The sequence below is a fragment of the Subtercola boreus genome, assembly GCF_003399635.1.
Taxonomy (GTDB): Bacteria; Actinomycetota; Actinomycetes; order Actinomycetales; family Microbacteriaceae; genus Subtercola; species Subtercola boreus_B.
Genome location: NZ_NBXB01000027.1, coordinates 156,073 through 179,419, shown reverse-complemented (window position 1 = coordinate 179,419; position 23,347 = coordinate 156,073). Strand labels below are relative to the sequence as shown.

Annotated in this window: 23 protein-coding genes; all 23 read left to right on the top strand. The window is 67.7% G+C overall.

What is annotated here, in order from left to right:
• Nucleotides 1-81 precede the first annotated feature (81 nt).
• The 23 genes from B7R22_RS08665 (at nucleotide 82) to gmk (ending at nucleotide 23,288) form a co-directional block, all read left to right on the top strand.
• A complete protein-coding gene (locus B7R22_RS08665; protein WP_116411355.1) occupies nucleotides 82-1,413 on the top strand; it encodes a replication-associated recombination protein A in 1,332 nt (443 codons plus the stop codon).
• 190 nt (nucleotides 1,414-1,603) lie between these two features.
• Nucleotides 1,604-2,239, top strand: a complete 636-nt coding sequence (rpsD, locus tag B7R22_RS08660) for a 30S ribosomal protein S4 (protein ID WP_172582275.1) — start codon at nucleotides 1,604-1,606, stop codon at nucleotides 2,237-2,239.
• A gap of 114 nt (nucleotides 2,240-2,353) precedes the next feature.
• Nucleotides 2,354-2,782 carry a DUF948 domain-containing protein gene (locus B7R22_RS08655; protein ID WP_116283179.1) on the top strand — a complete coding sequence of 143 codons (429 nt, stop codon included), beginning with the start codon at nucleotides 2,354-2,356 and terminating at the stop codon, nucleotides 2,780-2,782.
• A 53-nt stretch (nucleotides 2,783-2,835) separates the two neighbouring features.
• Nucleotides 2,836-3,057 carry a hypothetical protein gene (locus tag B7R22_RS08650; protein ID WP_116411354.1) on the top strand — a complete coding sequence of 74 codons (222 nt, stop codon included), beginning with the start codon at nucleotides 2,836-2,838 and terminating at the stop codon, nucleotides 3,055-3,057.
• Nucleotides 3,057-5,723, top strand: a complete 2,667-nt coding sequence (gene alaS, locus B7R22_RS08645; protein WP_116411353.1) for an alanine--tRNA ligase — start codon at nucleotides 3,057-3,059, stop codon at nucleotides 5,721-5,723. Before B7R22_RS08650 ends, alaS begins: the two co-directional genes overlap by 1 nt.
• 67 nt (nucleotides 5,724-5,790) lie before the next feature.
• The gene (gene ruvX / locus B7R22_RS08640; RefSeq protein ID WP_172582274.1) at nucleotides 5,791-6,270 is read left to right on the top strand and encodes a Holliday junction resolvase RuvX; all 480 of its coding nucleotides are present in this window, start codon (nucleotides 5,791-5,793) and stop codon (nucleotides 6,268-6,270) included.
• Nucleotides 6,263-7,468: an endolytic transglycosylase MltG gene (gene mltG, locus B7R22_RS08635; RefSeq protein WP_253258965.1), complete on the top strand. Its 1,206-nt coding sequence runs from the start codon at nucleotides 6,263-6,265 to the stop codon at nucleotides 7,466-7,468. The genes ruvX and mltG overlap by 8 nt, the downstream gene beginning before the upstream one ends.
• Nucleotides 7,465-8,325, top strand: coding sequence for a shikimate dehydrogenase (locus B7R22_RS08630; protein WP_116411351.1), 861 nt, complete (start codon nucleotides 7,465-7,467; stop codon nucleotides 8,323-8,325). Before mltG ends, B7R22_RS08630 begins: the two co-directional genes overlap by 4 nt.
• A 41-nt stretch (nucleotides 8,326-8,366) precedes the next feature.
• The gene (aroC, locus tag B7R22_RS08625) at nucleotides 8,367-9,734 is read left to right on the top strand and encodes a chorismate synthase (RefSeq protein WP_172582273.1); all 1,368 of its coding nucleotides are present in this window, start codon (nucleotides 8,367-8,369) and stop codon (nucleotides 9,732-9,734) included.
• The gene (locus tag B7R22_RS08620) at nucleotides 9,731-10,231 is read left to right on the top strand and encodes a shikimate kinase (RefSeq protein ID WP_116411350.1); all 501 of its coding nucleotides are present in this window, start codon (nucleotides 9,731-9,733) and stop codon (nucleotides 10,229-10,231) included. The genes aroC and B7R22_RS08620 overlap by 4 nt, the downstream gene beginning before the upstream one ends.
• The gene (gene aroB / locus B7R22_RS08615; protein WP_116411349.1) at nucleotides 10,228-11,334 is read left to right on the top strand and encodes a 3-dehydroquinate synthase; all 1,107 of its coding nucleotides are present in this window, start codon (nucleotides 10,228-10,230) and stop codon (nucleotides 11,332-11,334) included. Before B7R22_RS08620 ends, aroB begins: the two co-directional genes overlap by 4 nt.
• Nucleotides 11,331-11,777, top strand: coding sequence for a type II 3-dehydroquinate dehydratase (locus B7R22_RS08610; protein ID WP_116411348.1), 447 nt, complete (start codon nucleotides 11,331-11,333; stop codon nucleotides 11,775-11,777). The genes aroB and B7R22_RS08610 overlap by 4 nt, the downstream gene beginning before the upstream one ends.
• Before the next feature lie 69 nt (nucleotides 11,778-11,846).
• A complete protein-coding gene (gene efp, locus B7R22_RS08605; protein WP_116411347.1) occupies nucleotides 11,847-12,410 on the top strand; it encodes an elongation factor P in 564 nt (187 codons plus the stop codon).
• A 12-nt stretch (nucleotides 12,411-12,422) separates the two neighbouring features.
• Entirely contained in the window at nucleotides 12,423-12,845 is a 423-nt protein-coding gene (gene nusB / locus B7R22_RS08600; RefSeq protein WP_116283169.1) for a transcription antitermination factor NusB, read from the top strand.
• A 120-nt stretch (nucleotides 12,846-12,965) separates the two neighbouring features.
• Nucleotides 12,966-13,109 (top strand): transcription antitermination factor NusB, encoded by a 144-nt coding sequence (locus B7R22_RS08595; RefSeq protein WP_253258964.1) that lies wholly within the window; start codon nucleotides 12,966-12,968, stop codon nucleotides 13,107-13,109.
• A gap of 202 nt (nucleotides 13,110-13,311) precedes the next feature.
• Nucleotides 13,312-13,989: a bifunctional pyr operon transcriptional regulator/uracil phosphoribosyltransferase PyrR gene (gene pyrR, locus B7R22_RS08590; protein WP_301182604.1), complete on the top strand. Its 678-nt coding sequence runs from the start codon at nucleotides 13,312-13,314 to the stop codon at nucleotides 13,987-13,989.
• Nucleotides 13,986-14,960, top strand: coding sequence for an aspartate carbamoyltransferase catalytic subunit (locus tag B7R22_RS08585; RefSeq protein ID WP_116411345.1), 975 nt, complete (start codon nucleotides 13,986-13,988; stop codon nucleotides 14,958-14,960). Before pyrR ends, B7R22_RS08585 begins: the two co-directional genes overlap by 4 nt.
• Entirely contained in the window at nucleotides 14,957-16,327 is a 1,371-nt protein-coding gene (locus B7R22_RS08580; RefSeq protein WP_116411344.1) for a dihydroorotase, read from the top strand. The genes B7R22_RS08585 and B7R22_RS08580 overlap by 4 nt, the downstream gene beginning before the upstream one ends.
• A complete protein-coding gene (locus B7R22_RS08575; RefSeq protein ID WP_116411343.1) occupies nucleotides 16,324-16,971 on the top strand; it encodes a PH-like domain-containing protein in 648 nt (215 codons plus the stop codon). Before B7R22_RS08580 ends, B7R22_RS08575 begins: the two co-directional genes overlap by 4 nt.
• Complete coding sequence (gene carA / locus B7R22_RS08570; RefSeq protein WP_116411449.1) at nucleotides 16,971-18,131, top strand: glutamine-hydrolyzing carbamoyl-phosphate synthase small subunit; 1,161 nt, start codon at nucleotides 16,971-16,973, stop codon at nucleotides 18,129-18,131. The genes B7R22_RS08575 and carA overlap by 1 nt, the downstream gene beginning before the upstream one ends.
• Nucleotides 18,131-21,472 carry a carbamoyl-phosphate synthase large subunit gene (carB, locus tag B7R22_RS08565; RefSeq protein ID WP_116411342.1) on the top strand — a complete coding sequence of 1,114 codons (3,342 nt, stop codon included), beginning with the start codon at nucleotides 18,131-18,133 and terminating at the stop codon, nucleotides 21,470-21,472. The genes carA and carB overlap by 1 nt, the downstream gene beginning before the upstream one ends.
• The gene (pyrF, locus tag B7R22_RS08560) at nucleotides 21,469-22,365 is read left to right on the top strand and encodes an orotidine-5'-phosphate decarboxylase (RefSeq protein WP_116411341.1); all 897 of its coding nucleotides are present in this window, start codon (nucleotides 21,469-21,471) and stop codon (nucleotides 22,363-22,365) included. Before carB ends, pyrF begins: the two co-directional genes overlap by 4 nt.
• Entirely contained in the window at nucleotides 22,362-23,288 is a 927-nt protein-coding gene (gene gmk / locus B7R22_RS08555) for a guanylate kinase (protein ID WP_116411340.1), read from the top strand. Before pyrF ends, gmk begins: the two co-directional genes overlap by 4 nt.
• Nucleotides 23,289-23,347: the final 59 nt, after the last annotated feature.

Here is a 23,347-nt window from a genome sequence, read left to right as displayed (position 1 = left end):
TCAGCTCAAAAGCTCCCTGCGAAGCAGCCCTTGCAGTCCCGGCGAAGCAGCCCTGTCAGTGGGTCGGGCTACCCTGAAGCCATGGTCTCGACACAGCAGGGGCTCCACTCTGGAGCCGTCCCTCTCGCGGTGCGCATGCGCCCGCGAAACCTCGAAGAAGTGGCCGGCCAGAAGCACCTCCTCCGCCCGGGTTCGCCGCTGGTGAACCTCGCTTCAGACTCCGGCGGCGCCCGGGGGTCGGTGTCGATCATCCTCTGGGGGCCGCCCGGCACGGGCAAGACCACGCTGGCGCAAGCCATCGCGCACAGTTCCAACCGTAAGTTCGTCGAGCTGTCAGCGGTGACGGCCGGGGTGCGAGACGTGCGCCAGGTGATGGAGGAGGCCTTCACCAGCCGCGACCTCTACGGAGTGTCGACCGTGCTCTTCCTCGACGAGATCCACCGTTTCACCAAGGCCCAGCAGGATGCACTGCTTCCCGGAGTCGAGAACGGCTGGGTGATCCTGGTGGCCGCAACCACCGAGAACCCGTCGTTCTCCGTCATCTCGCCCCTGCTCTCCCGCTCCCTCCTGCTCACCCTCGAGCCGCTGAGCGACGACGACCTCGGTCTGCTGGTCGACCGTGCGGTGGTGGATGCCCGGGGCCTGGCCGGGCGCGTCACGCTGACGCCCGAGGGCAGAGCCACGATCATCCGCCTCGCGTCGGGAGACGCCCGGCGGGCCTTGACGGCGCTGGAGGCCGCGGGTACGAGCGCGCTGGCGGGTGGTGATGCCGACGCGGTGCCGGAGATCACCGACGAGACCGTGGCCCAGGCCGTCGATCGTGCTCTTCTGCGGTACGACCGCAACGGCGATGAGCACTACGACGTGATCAGTGCGTTCATCAAGTCGGTGCGGGGGTCGGATGTCGACGCGGCGATCCACTACCTGGCGCGCATGATCGAAGCGGGTGAGGATCCGCGATTCATCGCCCGGCGCATCATCATCTCCGCAGCCGAGGACATCGGCATGGCCGATCCGCAGGCACTGGTCATCGCGACCGCTGCCGCCGATGCTGTTCAGTTCATCGGCATGCCGGAGGGACGCATCCCGCTCGCCGAGGCGGTCGTGTACCTGGCGACGGCGCCCAAGTCGAACGCGTCGTACGTGGCCATCGACAAGGCGATAGCCGATGTACGGGCCGGAAAGATCGGGCGTGTTCCGAAGCCGCTACGGGATGCGCACTATCCGGGCGCGAAACGGCTCGGTCACGGCAAGGGCTACACATACCCGCACGATAGCGACCTGGGCGTGGTGGCGCAGCAGTACCTGCCCGACGAGCTGAAGAGCACGGAGTACTACCGGCCGACCGAACACGGCAACGAGCGGGATGTCGCAGCGAGGCTGGAGAAGATCCGCAGGATCACGCGGGGTTGAGCCGTGGTTCGGGTATCTCCTGTGGTAATCTTCTCAAGGCCTACTTCTGGGTGTCTTTAGCGCGGCTGCGAGAGACTCCCACCTCAGGAAAAGCGCGTTCTGTAGCCGAAGCGCCTGGTCCATCCCTCGATTTCCCCGGGCATCCATGTGCCCGAGGGTCAACAACTCAACCGTATTTATCTTTTGAAGGATGTTTGTGTCTACCAAGTCACGTACCCGCAGCAAGACCCGCCTTTCCCGGGCCCTCGGCATTCCGCTGACCCCGAAGGCCGCCAAGTACCTCGAGAAGCGTCCCTACGCTCCGGGTGAGCACGGCCGCACCAAGCGCAAGACCGACTCCGACTACGCGGTGCGGCTTCGCGAGAAGCAGCGCCTGCGTGCCCAGTACGGCATCCGCGAGGCCCAGCTCAAGATCGCGTTCCAGGAGGCCCGTCGCGGCAGCGGCCTGACCGGTGAGAACCTGGTCGAGCTGCTCGAGATGCGTCTCGACGCCTTGGTTCTTCGTGCAGGCTTCGCCCGCACGACCGCCCAGGCCCGCCAGCTGATCGTTCACCGCCACATCCTCGTCGACGGCGCTCGTGTCGACCGCCCGTCGTTCCGCGTCAAGCCGGGACAGATGATCCACGTGCACGCCCGTTCAGAGGCCCTGCCTCCGTTCCAGGTCGCGGCTGCCGGCGGCCACGTCGACGTTCTGCCCAAGGTTCCGGGCTACCTGTCGGTCGAGATCGACAAGCTCCAGGCCCGTCTCGAGCGTCGCCCGCGTCGCGCCGAGGTTCCCGTGACCTGTGAAGTGCAGCTGGTCGTCGAGTACTACGCGGCTCGCTAGGTCCCGCGTTCGTTACAGATACGCTGAGGGCGGTCCACCTCAGGGTGGGCCGCCCTTTTTCGTATCCTGCCCAGCTGACCTGCTGGTGCACACCGAGTTGTAAGGAGTGTCCACATGTCTGGTGGAGACATCGCCGGGCTGATCGCCGCGGGAGTTTTTGCGGTGCTGGTCGTGTTCCTCGCTCTTCCGCTCATCAAGCTCGGCAAGGTGTTCGACGAGACCACTCTGGCGATCAGGGATGTCAGCAAGGGGATCACGCCGATCCTCGAGGAGACGACGGTCACGGTGCAGGAGGCGAACAAACAGCTGGCACGAGTCGACTCGATCACCTCGAATGTCGCGGAGGTGACCGGCAACGTGAACTCGCTGGTCGCGCTGTTCGCCGCCTCCGTCGGGGGCCCGCTCATCAAGATCGCCGGATTCAGCGCCGCGGTGCGTGCGGCCATCCGGGGCGGCCGCGAGCTTGCGGATGACTCCTCGTCCACACAGGCGAAGTCGAAGAAGAAATCCACCGGTCGCCGCGCCCGTAAATCGGACTACTGAGAGCCACTAAACTGGCCGAAGCTCGAAACCGAACCCCCAAGAAGGAGCCCGCCTTGAAGAAAGTCCTGTGGTTTGCAGCCGGAATCGCCGTCGGCGTCGTGGCAGCCCACCAGCTCAACCAGACGGCCCAGGGCAAGAGGTTCTTCGCGGAGCTCGACGCCAAGATCAAGGACTTCTCCGAGGCGCTTGCCGACGGTTACCACGAGCGCGAGAACGAACTTCGCTCCGCCATCGGTGACGCGGGCGACGCCGCGCGGAAGGCCGCACAGAAGTAGTGCAGACCGCAGACATCCGCCGGCGCTGGCTCGAGTTCTTCGGCGACCGCGGCCACACCGTCGTTCCCTCCGCCTCCCTGGTGAGCGACGATCCCACCCTGCTGTTCACCGTCGCGGGGATGGTTCCGTTCATCCCCTACATGTCCGGGCTCGTACCGGCTCCGTTCCCGCGGGCCACGAGTGTGCAGAAGTGCATCCGCACCCTCGACATCGAAGAGGTCGGCAAGACGACCCGGCACGGCACGTTCTTCCAGATGAACGGCAACTTCTCGTTCGGCGACTACTTCAAAGAGACCGCCATCGAATACGCCTGGGAGCTGCTCACCACGAGCGAGGCCGACGGCGGGCTCGGTTTTGCTGAGAAGGATCTCTGGGTCACTGTCTACGAAGACGACGACGAGGCGATCGGCATGTGGAAGAAGACGGCCGGCCTTCCCGACCACCGCATCCAGCGCCTCGGCAAAGAAGACAACTACTGGTCGACTGGGCAGCCGGGGCCAGCCGGACCATGCTCGGAGATCTACTTCGACCGGGGGCCGGCGTACGGCGCCGAGGGCGGGCCCATCGCCGACGAGAACCGCTACATCGAGATCTGGAATCTCGTGTTCATGCAGTACCTCATCGGGAACGTGAAGTCGAAGGTCGACTTCGACATCCTCGGCGAGTTGCCCCGCAAGAACATCGACACGGGCATGGGCCTCGAGCGAGTGGCGTTCATCAAGCAGAACGTCGAGAACCTCTACGAGATCGACCAGGTGAGGCCGGTGCTCGACCGGGCCGCCGAACTCTCCGGCCGCCGCTACGGCGCCGACCACGAAGACGACGTGCGCATGCGGGTCGTCGCAGACCACGTGCGCTCGGCGCTGATGCTGATGTCAGACGGCGTGACGCCCTCGAACGAAGGGCGTGGCTACGTGCTCCGCCGTCTTCTGCGGCGCACCGTCCGCAGCATGCGGCTGCTGGGCGTCGACCGCTCGACGTTCCCGGAGCTCTTCCCTGCCTCACGAGACGCGATGTCGACGGCCTACCCGGAGGTCTCGGCGGACTACGAGCGCATCTCCCGAACGGCCTACGCCGAGGAGGAGGCCTTCCTCCGCACGCTCACCGGTGGCACGACCATCCTCGACCTCGCTGTTCTGAAGACCAAGGAGAAGGGCGCTCCGGCTCTCGCCGGCGACACGGCCTTCCAGCTGCACGACACCTATGGTTTCCCCATCGACCTGACGGTGGAGATCGCCGAGGAGGCCGGCCTCTCTGTCGACCGCACAGCCTTCGAACGCCTGATGACCGAGCAGAAGCAGCGGGCCAAGGCCGACGCGAAGTCGAAGAAGCTCGGCAACGCCGACCTCAGCGCCTTCGCCGCCTTCCGGGCGCAGGGTGAGACCGTGTTCACCGGCTACACCGAGCTGGAGACCGAGTCGCGCGTGCTGGGCCTGATCATCGACTCCCAGTCGGTGAACACCGCGGTGTCGGGCGAGCTCGTCGAGGTCATCCTGGCCGAGACCAGCCTCTACGCCGAATCAGGTGGCCAGGAGGCCGACTCCGGAACCATCGTCGGCGACGGCTTCGTGCTCGAAGTGCTGGATGTGCAGAAGCCCGTGAAGGGCCTCATCAGCCACCGTTCCCGGGTCACGAGCGGGCAGGTCGCCGTGGGAGACGCCGCCCGCAGCGTGGTCGACAACGACTGGCGGAAGGGTGCGACGCAGGCGCACTCGGCCACCCACATCGTGCATGCGGCGCTGCGGGAGATCCTCGGATCGACCGCCCACCAGTCAGGGTCGTACAACAAGGCCGGTTATCTCCGCCTCGACTTCACCTGGAGCCAGCCGCTCTCGGCCGCGACGAAGTCGGAGATCGAGGAGATATCGAACACGGCCGTCCGGGCGGATTTCAGCGTGGTCACCCGCGAGATGGCGGTCGATGATGCGAAGGCACTCGGTGCCATGGCTCTCTTCGGAGAGAAGTACGGTGACGTGGTGCGGATGGTCGAGATCGGCGGCCCCTGGTCGAGAGAGCTCTGCGGCGGCACCCACGTCGTTCACACCTCGGAGATCGGGCTGATCAACCTGCTGGGCGAATCGTCCATCGGCTCGACGAACCGCCGGGTGGAAACCCTCGTCGGCGCCGACGCGTTCCGCGAGTTCGCCACCGAGCGGGCGATCGTGTCGCAGTTGACGTCGTCGCTGAAGGCACCCCGCGACGAACTCACGAACCGCATCGCGGATCTGGTGGCGAACCTCAAGACGGCCGAGAAGAAGATCGCCGCCTACGAGACGAGTGCGCTCTCGTCACGGGTGCCCGCCCTGGTGGATTCCGCCGAGCTACTGGGCCCCGTCTCCCTCGTGAGTGCCAACGTGGGGGAGCTCCGTTCGAGCGACGACCTGCGGATGCTCGTCACGGCGGTTCGCGAACGACTCGGCAGCGCGCCCGGAGTGGTCGCGCTGGCCGCCAGTGTCGCCGAGAAGCCGGTGGTCATCGCCGCGACGAACGACGCTGCGCGTGCGGCTTCGATTCGTGCCGGCGCCCTGGCCAAGCTCGCTGCGACCGTGCTCGGCGGCGGAGGCGGCGGCAAGGACGACCTCGCGCAGGGCGGAGGAACGAACGTCTCGGCGATCGACGATGCCCTGGCTGCGATTCGTTCCGCTGTGGGCGACGGGCGAGCGTGATTCCTCCCGTCGGCCTGCTCACGCGGGCCCGGGCGGCGGCGTTCGTGCCGTCGTCCGGGTGTGTCTCGTGAGGCAGGGAGTGCGAATCGGCATCGACGTCGGCAAGGCCAGAGTGGGCGTTGCGCGCTCCGATCTGCACGGCATCCTCGCGACGCCGGTCGAGACGGTGGCGCGCTCGAGCTCCGGCACTGCGGACATCGAGCGGATCCTCGCCATCGCCACGGAGATCGACGCCACGGAGTTCATCGTGGGGCTGCCGCTCTCGATGTCGGGTGGCCGCACGCCCTCGACCGATGATGCCTCCGTGTTCGCACTGGAGCTTGCCCGGGCGGCCTCACATCCGGTTCGGATGATCGACGAACGCCTGACGACTGTCTCGGCCCAGGCCGCCCTCCACCGCTCGGGCAAGAACACGAAGAACTCACGCCCAGTGATCGATCAAGTAGCCGCCGTTATACTTCTGCAACATGCCCTCGACGTCGAGCGCTCCACGGGTAACCTCCCAGGGCTCCCGGTCGACCCGAACCAAGGACCACACAGTGACTGACCCCCAGCCACCCGAGAACCACCCCTTCGCCGAATTCTTTCGAGAGTCGCCTCCGAGCGACAGCCGGCGAGCGGCGCGCCGGGAACACCAGCAGACCGCCGGAGCGAGCCGCTCCGGCGGACCTCGCAGACGGCGTCCTGCCCGCGTGATCATCACTGTTGTCGTCACCCTGGTGCTGGTGGGCGGCCTGGCTGCTGCGGCCAGTGCGGTCATCCCGCCGCTGGTTCCGGGAATCCAGAAGATCTTCGGCGGTTCGAGCACCGCAGCCGACTTCACCGGTACCGGAACAGGTGAGAAGGTCGACTTCGTCATCAACTCCGGCGACGACGGCTCGATCATCGGCGACAATCTGGCCGCCCAAGGAATCGTCGGGTCGTCGGCGATCTTCTACAAGCTTCTTCTCACCCAGCCCGACGTCGTCTTCCAGCCCGGCACCTACACGCTCTCGAAGCAGATGAGCGCGCAGTCCGCCCTCACGGCGCTCAAAGACCCGGTGAACCACGTGACCAATCAGGTGGTGATCCCCGAAGGCACGCTCGCAGCCGAGGTGCTGACGACGCTCTCCACCGACACGGGGGTGCCGCTCACCGATCTGCAAGCGGAGGCCGCCAACTTCACCCAGTTCGGCATCGACGCGTCGGCGCCGAACATCGAGGGGTACCTCTTCCCCGCGACGTACACGTTCGAACCGAACATGTCGGCGAAGGATCTGCTGAAGACGATGGTCGATCGCACCTTCCAGTCCCTCGACACAGCCGGTGTGCCGGTGGCCGACCGCGAGAAGGTGCTGACGCTGGCCTCGGTCGTCCAGAAGGAGGCACGGCTGGAACCCGACTTCTACAAGGTCTCGCGGGTCTTCACGAACCGCATCGCCGACGACATGCCGCTCCAGTCGGATGCGACGGTCGCGTACGGCACCGGCGAGAAGCGCGTGGACACGACGGATGCCGAACGGAACGACGAGTCGAACCCGTACAACACGTACGCGCACACCGGGCTCCCGGTTGGCCCCATCTCGAACCCCGGGGACACCGCCATCGACGCGGCCATGCATCCCGCCGACGGTACGTGGCTCTACTTCGTGGCGGTCAATCTCGACAGCGGTGAGACCGTGTTCTCCACCTCGTACGACGATCACCTGAAGGCCGTCGCCCAGTACCAGGCCTGGTCGGCTGCCAACCCCGGCGCCGGGGGATGACCGGGCAGGGGCGACCCCGCCTCGCCGTTCTCGGGTCGCCCATCGCGCACTCCCAGTCGCCGGCCCTGCACGCGGCGGCCTACCGGGTGCTCGGTTTCGACGCTGAATACAGCTCCGCCGAGGTGCCGTCGGGGGGGCTCCAGGCCTTCGTCGACACCCTCTCTCCCGACTGGCGCGGGCTCTCCCTGACGATGCCGCTCAAGGAGGCGGTGCTGCCGCTGCTCGATTCGGCAGACAGACTGTCGACGCTGGCGCGTTCGGCCAACACCGTACTGTTCACCGATGACGCCGGTCGCCGCAGGATCGACGGGTTCAACACGGATGTCGCCGGAATCGTGAACGCCCTGGCCGACGGGGGAGTGCGCAACGCCCAGGAGGTGCTGTTGCTCGGGGCCGGAGCAACAGCTCGCTCCGCCGTCGTCGCTGCCGCGAGCCTCGGTGCCCAGCACATCACGATCGCCGTGCGGAACGCCGCCCGCGCCGAGTCCGTCGCACGGACGGCCGACGAATCCGGGGTGGCCACCACGATCATCCCGCTCTCCGAAGGGCTCGCCCGAACCAGCGCTGCGGTCGCCATCAGCACCCTGCCCGGAGGCGCGCTGACCTCAGTCGACGTCGCCGCCGTGATGCCCGCAGCAGGATCGGTGCTGCTCGATGTCGCCTACGCACCTTGGCCCAGCCTGCTGGGCCAGCAGTGGGCGGCCGACGGAGGCGAGGTCGTCTCCGGTCTCCGGATGCTGGTGCACCAGGCCCTGGCTCAGGTGCGCATTTTCATCGGAGGAGACCCGGAGCTGGTACTCGAGAACGAGCCGGCCGTGCTCGCCGCAATGTTCGAGGCGGTGGGCCTGCCCGCCTGACCGCGACGCGGCGAGCGTCAATCCTGTGGGAGGATTTCAGCATGCTCCGTTGGCTCACAGCCGGAGAATCCCACGGCCCCGAACTCATCGCCATCCTTGAGGGTCTGCCGTCTGGAATCCCCGTTTCCGTCGAAAACATCCAAACCGATCTTGCGCGCCGGAAACTCGGCTACGGCCGGGGTGCGCGCATGAAGTTCGAGCAGGACGAGGTGTCGCTCTCGGGCGGCATCGTGCACGGATTCACCCTCGGCAGCCCCGTCGCCATCCGCGTCGGCAACACCGAGTGGCCGAAGTGGACAGAGGTGATGGGAGCAGCGCCCCTCGACGGCGAGGCGAAGTCGACGGGCCGCGGGGCCCCGCTGACCCGCCCCCGCCCCGGCCACGCCGATCTCGTCGGCATGCAGAAGTACGGGTTCGAGGAGGCTCGCCCGATCCTCGAGCGCGCGAGCGCCCGGGAGACCGCCGCCCGGGTCGCCCTCGGTGCCGTCGCACGCAACTTCCTCGCCGAGCTCGGGATCACTCTGGTCAGCCATACCCTGTCGATCGGGCCGGTGCGGGTGCCCGAGGGCTCACGTCTGCCACGACCGAGCGATGTCGACATGCTCGACGCCGATCCACTCCGCTGCTTCGACCCGGCCACCTCTGCCCTGATGGTGGCCGAAGTCGACGACGCCCACAAGGAGGGCGACACCCTCGGCGGTGTCGTCGAGGTACTGGCCTACGGACTGCCACCCGGCCTCGGCTCGCACGTGCACTGGGACAGGCGGCTCGACTCGCAGCTCGCCGCCGCGCTGATGGGCATCCAGGCCATCAAGGGTGTCGAGGTGGGAGACGGGTTCCTCACGACGACCCGCCGCGGCTCGCAGGCGCACGACGAACTCTTCGAGGTCGACGGCGAGATCGGCCGCTCCAGCGACAGGGCCGGCGGCACAGAGGGTGGCATGAGCACCGGTACCGTGTTGCGGGTGCGCGCGGGCATGAAGCCCATCGCGACCGTGCCGCACTCCCTCCGCACGGTGGATGTCGCCACCGGCGAAGCGGCAGCGGCGAACCACCAGCGCTCCGACGTCTGTGCTGTTCCGGCGGCCGGTGTCGTCGCGGAGGCGATGGTCGCGCTCGTGCTCGCGAACGCGGTGCAGGAGAAGTTCGGGGGCGATTCGGTGCGGGAGACGAAGCGCAACCTCGACGGCTACCTCGCGGCGATTCCGGCGGCGCTCCGGAGTGGGCACGAGGCCGTCGAGGCGCCGGAGCGAGGCGACGAGACCCCCGCGGTGCGAAGCGACGGCACGAGCGCAGCGCCCATGCGGGACGGATTCGACCGGGGCCTACCGGACGCCGGCCCCGGCCCCGCAGACGCCGACCCCGCAGACGACGGACGAGCGCCCGACGACCCGACGGGCATCCGGTGACCGTCGTCATCATCGGCCCGCCGGCCGCCGGCAAGACCCGCATCGGCCGCCGTGTCGCGAAGCTGCTCGACCTGACGTTCACCGACACGGACAAGCAGATCCAGGCCCTGCACGGGCCAATCCCGGCGATCTTCGAGACCGAGGGCGAACCGCGATTCCGCGAAATCGAACGGGCGGAGGTCGTGCAGGCGCTGAAAGGCGGCGGCATCGTCTCGTTCGGTGGCGGGGCCGTGCTGAACCCCGCCACCCAGCACGATCTCGACGGCTGCCTCGTTGTGCTCTTCACCTGCACTGCCGAGGCCGTCGAGGCGCGGCTCGGCAATTCCAAGCGCCCCCTCGTTCCCGACGTCGCAGCCTGGCAGAAGGTGGTGGATGCCCGGCGGGAGCTCTACGACGAACTCGCCGACTTCACCGTCGACACCTCGCACCATCGGGCCGACGACATCGCCGAAGACGTCGCCGCCTGGATCCGAACCCAGCTGGGAGAACACGCATGAGCACCGAGAGCACAGACATCACGGGCACAGACACCCCCACCACGATCACCGTTCCGGGCACGGAGCCCTACGATGTGATCGTCGGGCGCGGGGTTCTCGCAGGGCTCGGAGCGTCGCTCGCGCCCGGTGTGCGGAAGATCCTCATCGTGCACGCACCCCAACTGGCCGACTGGGCCGGCGTGCTCCGTGACGGGCTGAAGACCGATTACGAGGTACTGCTCGCCGAGATCCCCGACGGCGAGGGCGCCAAACGGGTCGAGGTCGCGTCGTTCCTCTGGCAGATCCTCGGGCAGGCCGACTTCACGCGCTCCGACGCCATCGTGGGCTTCGGTGGGGGAGCGACCACCGACCTCGCGGGCTTCGTCGCTGCGACGTGGCTGCGCGGAGTGCAGCTCATCCAGGCTCCGACCACCCTGCTCGGCATGGTCGATGCGGCCGTCGGCGGCAAGACAGGCATCAACACCGCTGAGGGCAAGAACCTCGTCGGCGCCTTCTACGCTCCGACCGCGGTGCTCGCCGACCTCGACACGCTGGCCAGCCTGCCGCGGAACGACCTGCTCGCCGGGTTCGCCGAGGTCGCCAAGGCCGGCTTCATCGCCGAGCCGGAGATCCTCGACATCATCGAGCGCGATGTGGATGTCGCCACCGACCCGGCCTCGCCCGAATTCCGCCGACTCGTCGAGCTCTCCATCGGGCTGAAGGCCAGGGTCGTCGGCGAAGACTTCAAGGAGTCGGGCCTCCGCGAGATCCTGAACTACGGCCACACCCTCGGTCACGCGATCGAGCACACGGAGCGCTACCAGTGGCGGCACGGGGCCGCTGTGGCCGTGGGCATGGTTTTCGCAGCTGAGCTCGGGCGGCTCACCGGCTCGCTCTCCGACGAGGCAGTCGACCGTCACCGCCGGGTGCTCGAACTGCTGACGCTGCCGACCAGCTACCCGGTCGGCCGCTGGAACACCCTGCTCGCAGCGATGCAGCGCGACAAGAAGGCGCGCGGCAGCATGCTGCGTTTCATCGTGCTCGACGACATCGCGAAGCCGACCGTTCTGCAGGGTCCGGAGACGGCTCTGCTGTTCGCCGCCTACCAGGAGATCGGGTCATGACCCGGGTGCTCGTGCTGAACGGTCCGAACCTCGGCCGGCTCGGCAGCCGCGAGCCCGACGTCTACGGGCATCAGGATCTGGAAGCGCTCCGCTCTCTGCTCGAAGACACTGCGCCCGAGGGCTTCGACGTCGAGGTGCGCCAGACCGACGACGAGTCGGAGCTGATCGGCTGGCTGCACTCTGCGGTGGATGCCCGCACCCCCGTCATCCTGAACCCTGCCGCCTTCACGCATTACTCCTACGGGCTCCGCGACGCGGCCGCACTCGTGACGAAGGCAGGTCTCCCGCTGATCGAGGTGCACATCTCGAACCCGCACGCCCGCGAGACGTTCCGACACACCAGCGTCATCTCCGGTATCGCGACCGGCGTCATCGCGGGGTTCGGATTCGACGGCTACCGGCTGGCCCTCGAACAGCTCTCCCGCATCTCGACTACACTGTGATGTCGGGCCGGACGGGCCCGCTGCAGTGTTTCACCCGTAACTTCCCAACCGAATGGATCCACCTCTCCCATGGCTTCGACAAGCGACATCCGTAACGGCGTAGTGATGAAGATCGACGGCCAGCTCTGGGCTGTCATCGAGTTCCAGCACGTCAAGCCCGGCAAGGGTGGCGCGTTCGTGCGCACCAAGATCAAGAACGTGCTCTCGGGTAAGGTCGTCGACCGCACCTTCAACGCGGGTGCCAAGATCGAGACGGCCAATGTCGACCGCCGCGACTATACCTACTCCTACAACGACGGCCAGGACTTCGTGTTCATGGACAACGACACCTACGAGCAGCTCAGCGTGACCGACAAGGTCGTCGGCGACGCCAAGAACTACATGCTCGAGAACCAGCCCGTCACCATCGCGCTGCACGAAGACGCGCCGCTCTATGTCGAGCTGCCGGCATCCGTGATCCTCGAGATCACCTACACCGAGCCGGGCCTGCAGGGCGACCGTTCCACCGGCGGCACCAAGCCCGCGACCGTCGAGACCGGGCACGAGATCCAGGTGCCGCTGTTCCTCGAACAGGGCACGAAGGTCAAGGTCGACACCCGCACGGGCGACTATCTCGGCCGCGTCAGCGAGTAGGGCTGCTGTTCTGTGAGTGCACGCACGAAAGCCCGTAAGCGGGCGCTCGACATCCTGTATGCGGCGGATGTCCGCCAGATCTCCATCAATGAGTCCCTCGCGGCCGAGGCGGCGCGCGCACTGACCGAGCCCGCGCGCGAGGCCTCCTGGGAGTATGCGCGTGAGATCGTCGACGGTTTCGTGTCGCACGGCTACGAGATCGACGAGCTGATCGAGACCTACGCCGTCGGCTGGACCCTCGGCCGCATGCCGCACATCGACCGCGCGCTCCTCCGCATCGGCATCTGGGAGATCCTCTACAACGACGGCGTTCCGGATGCCGTGGCCATCGCCGAGGCGGTCGAAGCCGCCCAGTCGATGTCGACCGACGACTCGGCCGGCTTCATCAACGGTATCCTGGCCAAGATCGCCCAGACCAAGGGCGTCGCCCACTAGCTTTCGGCAGAGTCGCGGAAGACGGCGTCTCGCTGGGTGAGGCGCCGTTCTCGGCTCTCGACCCGAGAGAAGACAGTGTGCACGAGGCGGCATTCGAACCCGCAACGGCGGAGGCCCAGTTTGGCCTCTGAACCACGGCGCAGCCCGGCGGCCGGACCCGCCGAGGCAGTCGAAGCGGCCCAGTCGATGTCGACCGACGACTCGGCCGGATTCATCAACGGCATCCTGGTCAAGATCGCCCAGACCAAGGGCGTCGCCCACTAGCGCATTCCCTGAGGCCATGATCAAATCGGCGGCCACAACCCAATCCGCGGACTATGGCGCGGCAGATTCGGCGGGGGCCGCCCGTTCAGCGAATCTACATCGCGGTTCGTTGGTCGGCCGAGCACGACTCCCGGAAGGACTCGGGCACCGCGGGGCGGGCTGGTAGGATGGGGGCAACACGACAACCTTTAAGAGCCGTTCTGTGAAACGGAGAAGGGAGTCCGACATGGCGCGCACTGTGCTGTCTCAGGCTGACATTTCGCGGGCGCTGACCCGCATCTCGCACGAGATCCTCGAGTCGAACCGGGGGGCCGGCGGGCTCGTCATCCTCGGGGTCCCGACGCGCGGCGTCTTTCTCGCCCGGCGCATCGCCGAGATCATCCAGCGCATAGAACAAGGCGCCCCGGCGTCGCTGGTGGGCGCGCTCGACGCCACGATGTACCGCGACGACCTTGGCCGCAACATCACCCGCACCCCGCAGCCGACGGACATTCCAGCCGGGGGAGTCGACGGCAAGACCGTCGTGCTGGTGGATGACGTGCTCTACTCGGGTCGCACCATCCGCGCCGCACTGGATGCGCTCAGCGACATCGGCAGGCCGAAGGTCGTGCGGCTCGCGGTGCTGGTCGACCGGGGCCACCGGGAGCTTCCCATCCGGGCGGACTTCGTGGGCAAGAACCTGCCGACGTCGACCGAGGAACGCATCAACGTGCGACTCCGCGAGGTCGACGAGGTCGAAGAGGTGAGCATCGAAAGTCCACGCGACGCCGGGGCAGCGACATCCGGAACCACAGCGACATCCGGAACCACCGCAGCACCGCGCGTCTTCCACGACCCCTTCGACGAGGGCAGCGACGAGCCCGACGGAGGCACCCGATGAGGCACCTGCTCTCAACGAAGACCCTCAGCCGTGACGAGGCGCTGCAGATCCTCGACGTCGCCGAGGACATGGCCGCCGTCAATGACCGAGAGGTCAAGAAGCTCCCGACTCTTCGCGGCAAGACCGTCGTCAACCTGTTCTTCGAGGACTCGACCCGCACCCGCATCTCGTTCGAGGCCGCGGCGAAGCGCCTGAGCGCCGACGTGATCAACTTCAGCGCCAAGGGATCCAGCGTCTCGAAGGGCGAGAGCCTGAAGGACACCGCGCAGACCCTCGCGGCGATGGGCGCCGACGGCGTGGTCATCCGCCACCATGCAAGTGGGGCGCCGCTGGTGCTCGCCGAGAGCAACTGGATCGACGCTCCCATCGTGAATGCGGGCGACGGCACCCACGAGCATCCGACCCAGGCCCTCCTCGACGCGTTCACGATGCGGCGCCGGCTCTTCGGCACACAGAGCCGCGGACGCGACCTGAACGGTGTGTGCGTGGTGATCGTCGGCGACATCCTGCACTCCCGGGTCGCCCGGTCGAACCTCTGGTTACTCGAGACCCTCGGGGCCCACGTCACGTTCGTCGCCCCCGCCACGCTCGTGCCGTTCGGTGCCGAGCAGCAGTGGCCCGCCACCATCAGTTATGACTTCGACGAGACCATCCGCCAGACGCAGCCGGACGTGGTGATGATGCTCCGCATCCAGAGCGAGCGGATGAACGCCGCCTTCTTCCCCAATGCCCGGGAGTATGCCCGGGAGTGGGGCCTCGACGATGCGCGCCTCGCCGCGCTTCGCCCGGATACGATTGTGATGCACCCGGGCCCGATGAACCGGGGCCTCGAGATCTCCGCAGCGGCTGCGGACTCGGCCCAGTCCACCGTGCTCGAGCAGGTCACGAACGGGGTGTCGATCCGCATGGCAGTTCTCTATTTGCTGATGTCCGGCCAACCCGAAGCTGCCGAACGAGAGGCCGCCGAATGAAAGGCACACACGTGGGCAATCCGAGTCACCTCATCGTCGGAGCCACCCTTCCGTCGGGGGAGCGTACCGACCTGCTGGTGCAGGATGGCCGGCTCACCCGTGTCGGCCCGGGAGCCGGTGACGCCTCAGCGAGAGGCGCGATCCGCATCGACGCCGACGGCCTCGTCGCCCTGCCCGGTCTCGTCGACCTGCACACCCACCTCAGGGAGCCCGGCTTCGAACAGAGCGAGACGGTTCTCACCGGCACGCGCGCCGCGGCGGCCGGCGGATTCACCGCCGTGTTCCCGATGGCGAACACGCTCCCCGTCTCCGACACAGCTGGCGTCGTCGAGCAGGTCATGACCCTGGGGGATGACGCGGGGTACGCCACCGTGCGCCCGATCGGCGCCGTGACCGTCGGGCTCGCCGGCGAACGGCTGAGCGAGATCGGCGCCATGGCCCACTCGAAGGCCCGGGTGCGGGTCTTCTCCGATGACGGCAAGTGCGTGCACGACTCCCTGCTGATGCGGCGCGCACTCGAATACGTGAAGACGTTCGACGGCGTCGTCGCCCAACATGCGCAGGATCCGCGGCTCACCGAGAACGCGCAGATGAACGAGGGCGCCCTCTCCAGCGAGCTCGGCCTGAAGGGCTGGCCGGCCGTGGCCGAGGAGTCGATCATCGCCCGGGATGTGCTGCTCGCCGAGCACGTGGGGGCGAGCCTCCACGTCTGCCATGTCTCGACGGCAGGGTCGGTCGACGTCATCCGCTGGGCCAAGGCGCGGGGTATCGTCGTGACCGCGGAGGCAACACCCCACCACCTCCTGCTGTCGGAAGACCTGATCCGGAGCTACGACGCCCGGTACAAAGTGAACCCACCGCTCCGCCGCAACGAGGATGTCCGGGCCCTCCGCGAGGGGCTGGCCGACGGCACGATCGACATCATCGCCACCGACCATGCCCCGCACCCGACGGAGTCGAAGGAGGCGGAGTGGGATGCGGCGAGCTTCGGTATGGTCGGACTCGAGTCCGCACTGAGCGTCGCCCAGACGGCCCTCGTCGACACCGGCCTGCTGAGCTGGGACGACATCGCCCGGGTGCTCTCCCGCACCCCGGCCGAGATCGGCCGACTGGCAGACCACAGCCACGGCTTCGAGAACGGCGCCCCCGCCAACTTCACCCTGCACGATCCGGCGACAACGAGTGTCTTCGACCTGTCCCGCCTGGCCGGCAAGAGCCACAACTCGCCGTTCCTCGGGCGCACCCTCTCGGGCCGGGTGCAGCACACCTTCCACCACGGGTATCCGACAGTGCTCGGCACCCGGGTGCTCGAGAGTGACATCGTCGCAGCGTCGGCTGCGGCCAAGAAAGCAGGTTCAACACTGTGAACACCCTCGTTCTCGCCATCCCGGTGATCGCCCTCCTCGTCGTTCTCTATCTCGCCATGCTGCTCGGCTGGCGCGCGCGAAAACGACGTCAGGCCGGGTTCGCCGCGGCGGCCGTGACACCCGAGGATGCGGGTGCCCTGCTGTTCGAGGCACCGATGCTGTACGTGGCGACCACACCCGCCAAAAAGCCGCTTGAGCGACTCGTACTGCCGGGTCTCGCGTTCCGCGGCCGCGGTACGTTCATCGTCTGGGAGAAGGGTGTCACGCTCTCCATCAACGGTGAGCTCGACGTCTACGTTCCGTATGGCAACATCCGTTCCATCGGAACCTCGACCTTCACAATCGACCGCGTCGTCGAGACGGGCGGCCTCGTGCGCCTCGACTGGACGACCCCTCTGGTCGGCGATGAGAAGGCCCGCACCGCCGCCGCGACCGCCGGTGCGACGCGCACGGAGAAGAAGGTCATCCTCGCCGCTGCAGCGGCCGGCGACCGCCCCGCGATCGCAGACATCGAATCGTACGTACGCATCCTCGACCAGGTCGACAGCGCACGCGTGCTCAGCACCGTGCAGTCGCACCTCCCCGCCTCCGGCACCCCGACCCCAGGCACAGACACCCCGAAACAGGAAGGCCAGGTCGCGTGATCGTCACCGAACCGGCAGTATTCGTTCTCGAAGACGGCAACCGCTACACCGGACGGGCCTACGGCGCCCGCGGGCGTACCTTCGGTGAGGCCGTCTTCGCCACCGGCATGACCGGCTACCAGGAGACCCTCACCGACCCGTCGTACGCCGGCCAGATCGTCATGATGACGGCCCCGCACATCGGCAACACCGGCACCAACGACGAAGACCTCGAGTCCAGTCGCATCTGGGTCTCCGGCTTCGTCGTGCGGGACCCCTCCCGCATCGTCTCGAACTTCCGCGCGACGCGGTCGCTCGGCGACGACCTCGTGCGCGATGAGGTGGTGGGCATCAGCGGTATCGACACGCGGGCCGTCACCCGCCACATCCGTTCGGCCGGGGCCATGCGCGCCGGCATCTTCTCCGGGCCCGACTTCGAGTTGTCACCGGATGCCCAGCTGAAGCTCGTGCGGGAGGGCGCCGAAATGGCGGGCCAGAACCTCTCCAGCCGCGTCTCGACCGCCGAGCGCTACACGGTTCCCGCGGTGGGCGAACGGATCGGGTCTGTCGCCGTGCTCGACCTCGGCGTCAAGAAGTCGACGCTGAACTACCTCGCCGACCGCGGATTCGACGTAGAGGTGCTGCCCGAGTCGATCTCGTCGGCCGAGGTGCTCGCGCTGGAGCCCAGCGCACTGTTCTACTCGAACGGGCCCGGTGACCCCGAGGCATCCGAGGGTCACGTCGAGGTGCTGCGCGATGTGCTGCGCGCCGGTGTGCCGTACTTCGGCATCTGCTTCGGCAACCAGCTGCTCGGCCGGGCCCTGGGGTTCGGCACCTACAAACTGCCGTTCGGCCACCGCGGAATCAACCAGCCGGTGCTCGACCGCACGACCGGCCGCGTCGAGATCACGAGCCAGAACCACGGTTTCGCGGTCGACGCACCGCGGGAGGGCGTCACCCAGAGCCCCGAGGGCTTCGGCCGGGTCGAGGTGAGCCACATCAGCCTGAACGACGACGTGGTGGAGGGCATCCGGTGCCTCGACATCAACGCGTTCAGCGTGCAGTACCACCCGGAGGCGGCGGCGGGGCCGCACGATTCGATGTACCTGTTCGACCGGTTCCGGGAGATGGTCCTCACAGGCTCCCTCGACGCTGCCGAGATCACGAAGGAAGGCAACTGATGCCCAAGAGAGAAGACATCAAGAGCGTCCTGGTCATCGGATCCGGACCCATCGTCATCGGCCAGGCGTGCGAATTCGACTACTCGGGCACGCAGGCCTGCCGGGTGCTCCGCGAGGAGGGCGTGCGCGTCATCCTCGTGAACTCGAACCCCGCCACGATCATGACCGACCCCGATTTCGCCGATGCGACCTACATCGAGCCGATCACCTGGCAGGTCATCGAGAGCATCATCAAGAAGGAGAAGCCCGACGCGATCCTGCCGACCCTCGGCGGCCAGACCGCGCTGAACGCGGCGATCGACCTGCACAACCACGGCATCCTCGAGAAATACGACGTCGAGCTGATCGGCGCGAACTTCGAGGCGATCAACAAGGGCGAGGATCGCCAGATCTTCAAGGAGCTGGTGCTCGAGTGCGGTGCGGATGTCGCGCGCTCGTTCATCGCGCACACCGTCGAGGAGGCCGTCGAGTACGCGCTCGACCTCGGCTACCCGCTCGTGGTCCGCCCCTCGTTCACCATGGGCGGACTCGGATCGGGTTTCGCGTACACCGAGCAGGAGCTCCGTCGCATCGTCGGCGACGGCCTCCACCAGAGCCCGACCACCGAGGTGCTTCTCGAGGAGTCGATCCTCGGCTGGAAGGAGTACGAGCTCGAACTCATGCGCGACACGGCCGACAACACCGTGGTCGTCTGTTCGATCGAGAACGTGGATCCGGTCGGGGTGCACACCGGCGACTCGATCACCGTCGCGCCCGCCCTCACGCTGACCGACCGCGAGTACCAGAACCTCCGGAACATCGGAATCGACATCATCCGCGCCGTCGGGGTGGACACGGGCGGCTGCAACATCCAGTTCGCCATCGACCCGGCCAACGGGCGCGTGATCGTCATCGAGATGAACCCGCGCGTGTCGCGGTCGTCGGCGCTGGCCTCGAAGGCCACGGGGTTCCCGATCGCGAAGATCGCAGCGAAACTGGCGATCGGCTACCGGCTCGACGAGATCCCGAACGACATCACCAAGGTCACCCCGGCCTCGTTCGAGCCGACGCTCGACTATGTCGTCGTAAAGGTGCCGCGTTTCGCGTTCGAGAAGTTCCCGGCGGCAGATGCCACGCTGACGACCACCATGAAGTCGGTCGGCGAGGCGATGGCCATCGGTCGGAACTACTCGACCGCGCTGCAGAAGGCGCTGCGGTCGCTCGAGAAGCGCGGCTCGTCGTTCCACTGGGACGGACCCGTCTCAGCGCTGCCGTCGAAGGAAGAGCTGCTGGCGATCGCCGCGGTTCCGACCGACGGCCGCATCGTGACCGTGCAGCAGGCCCTCCGGGCGGGCGCGACCCTCGAGGAGGCCTTCGAGGCCACCAAGATCGACCCGTGGTTCATCGACCAGATCGTGTTGATCAATGAGGTCGCAGACACTATCGCTGCCGCCCCGCTCGCCGACGAGGCAACGCTGCGGCTCGCGAAGGACCACGGCTTCTCCGACATCCAGATCGCGGCGCTCCGCGGGGTGAGCGAGGAGGAGATCCGCGAAGACCGGTACGGGCTGGGCGTCCGCCCGGTCTACAAGACAGTCGACACCTGCGCGGGCGAGTTCCCGGCCCTCACGCCGTACCACTACTCGTCGTACGACTCCGAGACCGAGGTCACGCCGTCGGATCGCCGCAAGGTCGTCATCCTGGGCTCCGGCCCGAACCGCATCGGGCAGGGTGTCGAGTTCGACTACTCCTGCGTGCACGCGTCGTTCGCGCTGTCGGATGCCGGCTACGAGACGATCATGATCAACTGCAATCCGGAGACCGTGTCGACCGACTACGACACGAGCGACCGGCTCTACTTCGAGCCGCTGACGCTCGAAGACGTGCTGGAGGTCATCCACGCCGAGCAGCAGAGCGGCGAGCTCGTCGGCGTCGTCGTGCAGCTCGGTGGCCAGACCGCACTCGGGCTTGCGAAGGGCCTGAAGGCCGCGGGCGTCCCGATCCTCGGCACCACCCCCGAGGCGATCGACCTGGCCGAGGAGCGCGGGCTCTTCGCCGGGATTCTGGATGCCGCGGGCCTGCTTGCTCCGAAGAACGGCACCGCCTACGACTACGACTCCGCCGTCACCGTGGCCGAGGAGATCGGCTACCCGGTGCTCGTGCGCCCGTCGTACGTGCTCGGCGGCCGGGGTATGGAGATCGTCTACGACAGCCCGTCGCTCGAGGACTACTTCGAGCGGGTCGCCGGCCAGGGCATCGTCGGCCCGTCGCATCCGCTGCTCGTCGACCGTTTTCTCGACGACGCGATCGAGATCGATGTCGACGCTCTCTACGACGGTGACGAACTCTACATCGGCGGCATCATGGAGCACATCGAGGAGGCCGGCATCCACTCCGGCGACTCGTCGTGCACCCTGCCGCCGGTCACCCTCGGGCAGGACGTCATCGCCCGGGTCAAGACGGCGACGCTCGGCATCGCGTCGGGCATCGGCGTGCGCGGGCTGCTGAACGTGCAGTTCGCGGTGGGCGCGGGCATCCTCTACGTGCTCGAGGCGAACCCCCGCGCATCCCGAACCGTTCCGTTCGTGTCGAAGGCGCTCGGCATCCCGCTCGCCAAGGCCGCCTCGCGGATCATGGTGGGCGACTCGATCGCTTCTCTGAAAGCGGAAGGCATGCTGCCGGTCATCGACGGGTCGATCGTGCCGTTCGACGCGCCGGTCTCGGTGAAGGAGGCCGTGCTGCCGTTCAAGCGGTTCCGCACGAAAGAGGGTCTCGTCGTCGACTCGGTGCTCGGGCCGGAGATGCGCTCGACCGGCGAGGTCATGGGCATCGACCGCGACTTCCCGCGGGCCTTCGCGAAGAGCCAGGAGGCCGCGTACGGAGGGCTGCCGCTCACGGGTTCGGTGTTCGTGTCGGTCAGCGACCGCGACAAGCGCGCGATCGTGCTGCCGGTGCTGCGGTTGCAGCAGCTCGGCTTCGAGATCCTCGCGACGGCCGGCACCGCGGAGGTTCTGAACCGCAACGGCATCAAGGCGCGTATCGTGCGGAAGTACTCACAGGGCGCGGATGCGTCGACGTCGGAGCCGACCATCGTCGACCTGATCAACCGCAACGAGGTCGACATCGTGATCAACACGCCCTCGGGACGTTCGGCGCGGGCCGACGGGTACGAGATCCGGGCGGCGGCAGTGGCGGCGGACAAGCCGCTGTTCACCACGATCGCGCAGCTCGGTGCCGCCGTGGCATCGTTCGACGGCATGAAGGACGGCTTCACGGTGACAAGCCTGCAGGAGTACGCGTGGGAGCGCGCCGAGGCCCTCGAACGGGCAGAGGTGCTCGCCCTGGCGAACGCGGCGCTGTGACGGACGGCATCATCCCGTTCGGCGAGCGGCTGGCCGGCGTCTTCGAGACGCTCGGCCAGCTCTGCGTGGGCATCGACCCGCACGACTACCTGCTCGATGCGTGGGGGCTTCCGCGTTCGGCATCCGGTGTACGCGAGTTCGGACTGCGAGTCGTGGATGCCGCGGCCGGCCGGGTGGGCATCCTGAAGCCGCAGGTGGCCTTCTTCGAACTCTACGGATCGGCCGGCTTCAGCGCCCTCGAGGACGTGCTCGCTGCCGCCCGCGCGGCCGGTCTCCTGGTGATCGCCGACGCCAAGCGGGGTGACATCGGCACCAGTGCGGCGGCGTACGGTCGTGCCTGGCTCGAGCCGGGATCGCCGCTCGAGGCCGACGCGGTGACGCTCACGGCCTACGCTGGTGTCGGGTCGCTGTTACCGGTCTTCGAGTTGGCCGAGCGGGCCGGCAAGGGCGCTTTCGTGCTGAGCGCGACATCCAATCCGGAGTCGTTCGCGCTGCAGACCGCGCGCGCCAGCTGGGGAGGAGAGGACCTCTCGCTCTCAGGGCTCGTTGCGGGCGAAGTCTCCACCTTCAACCGTTCGGCGACGCCCGGTCCCGGCGGCGTGCGTGCTGCTGTCGGTAACATCGGACTCGTGCTTGGAGCGACGAAGAACCTGACCGACTACGGAATCGACCGTGATGCCCTTGCGGCGGCCCCGGCCACCCCGGTGCTTGCGCCCGGATTCGGCTTCCAGGGCGCCACGTTCGCCGAGGTGAGGCCGGTCTTCGGGGCGCTCACGCCGACGACGGTGGTCGCGATCTCCCGCTCCGTGCTCGCTGCCGGAGCGTCAGGGCTCGCCGCGAGCATCCAGAGCCAGGCGGCCGAGCTCCATGACGCTCTGGCGGGCAGCCGGTGAGGCCCCCCGAGGTCGACCGGGTCGCAGCCTCTCGCGCGGCAGTCGCAGCCCGGCGTGCACGGGCCGACGTGAAGAGGAACGTCGTAACCGGCGTGCGGAGTCCCGAAGACGTCGTGCGGGCCGGCCTCGCCGAGCCGGCGGGAGCCGAGGGCAGCCTACGCGTGCGCGACCTGCTGCTGAGCATCCCGGGGCTCGGGCCGGTGCGCGGCGACCGGATGCTCGAGAAGCTGGCGATCTCGCCGTCGAAACGGGTGGGCGGCCTCGGACGGCACCAGCAGGAGCGGCTGCTCGAATCTCTCGGTTCGCGCTCAGGCGGCTCCGCGACGGCCCGCCCGGGCGGCGGCCGCGGCGACGGCTCGCAGCTGGTCGTGCTCGCCGGTCCCACAGCGGTCGGCAAGGGAACGGTGTCCACGTACATCCGCGAGAACTACCCCGAGGTGAAGCTCTCGGTGTCGGCCACGACACGGGCGCCCCGCCCCGGTGAGATCGACGGGGTCAGCTACTTCTTCGTCACCGATGCGGAGTTCGACCGGATGGTCTCCGAGGGCGAGTTCCTCGAGTGGGCGATCGTGCACAACTCCTCGCGCTACGGCACCCCGCGGGGCCCTGTGCAGGAGGCGCTCGACGCCGGTCGCAGCGTGCTGCTGGAGATAGACATCCAGGGTGCACGGCAGGTTCGGGCATCCGCACCGGAGGCGGTCCTGGTGTTCCTGCTCCCGCCCACCTGGGACGAACTGGTGCGCCGACTCATCGGCCGCGGAACCGAATCGAGCGAGGAGCAGGCCCGCCGCCTGGCCACCGCGAAGGTCGAGCTGAGAGCCCAGAACGAGTTCGATTTCCGTGTCGTGAACAACAAGGTCGAAGACGCGGCCCGCGAGGTCGTAGACTTGATGAATATTTCCGCACGGCCTGCCACGGCCTGATGCACGTTCTGAAGGCCCTGTTCACGACCTCGGCCTTCCCCCCGAATCAAGGAGCACCC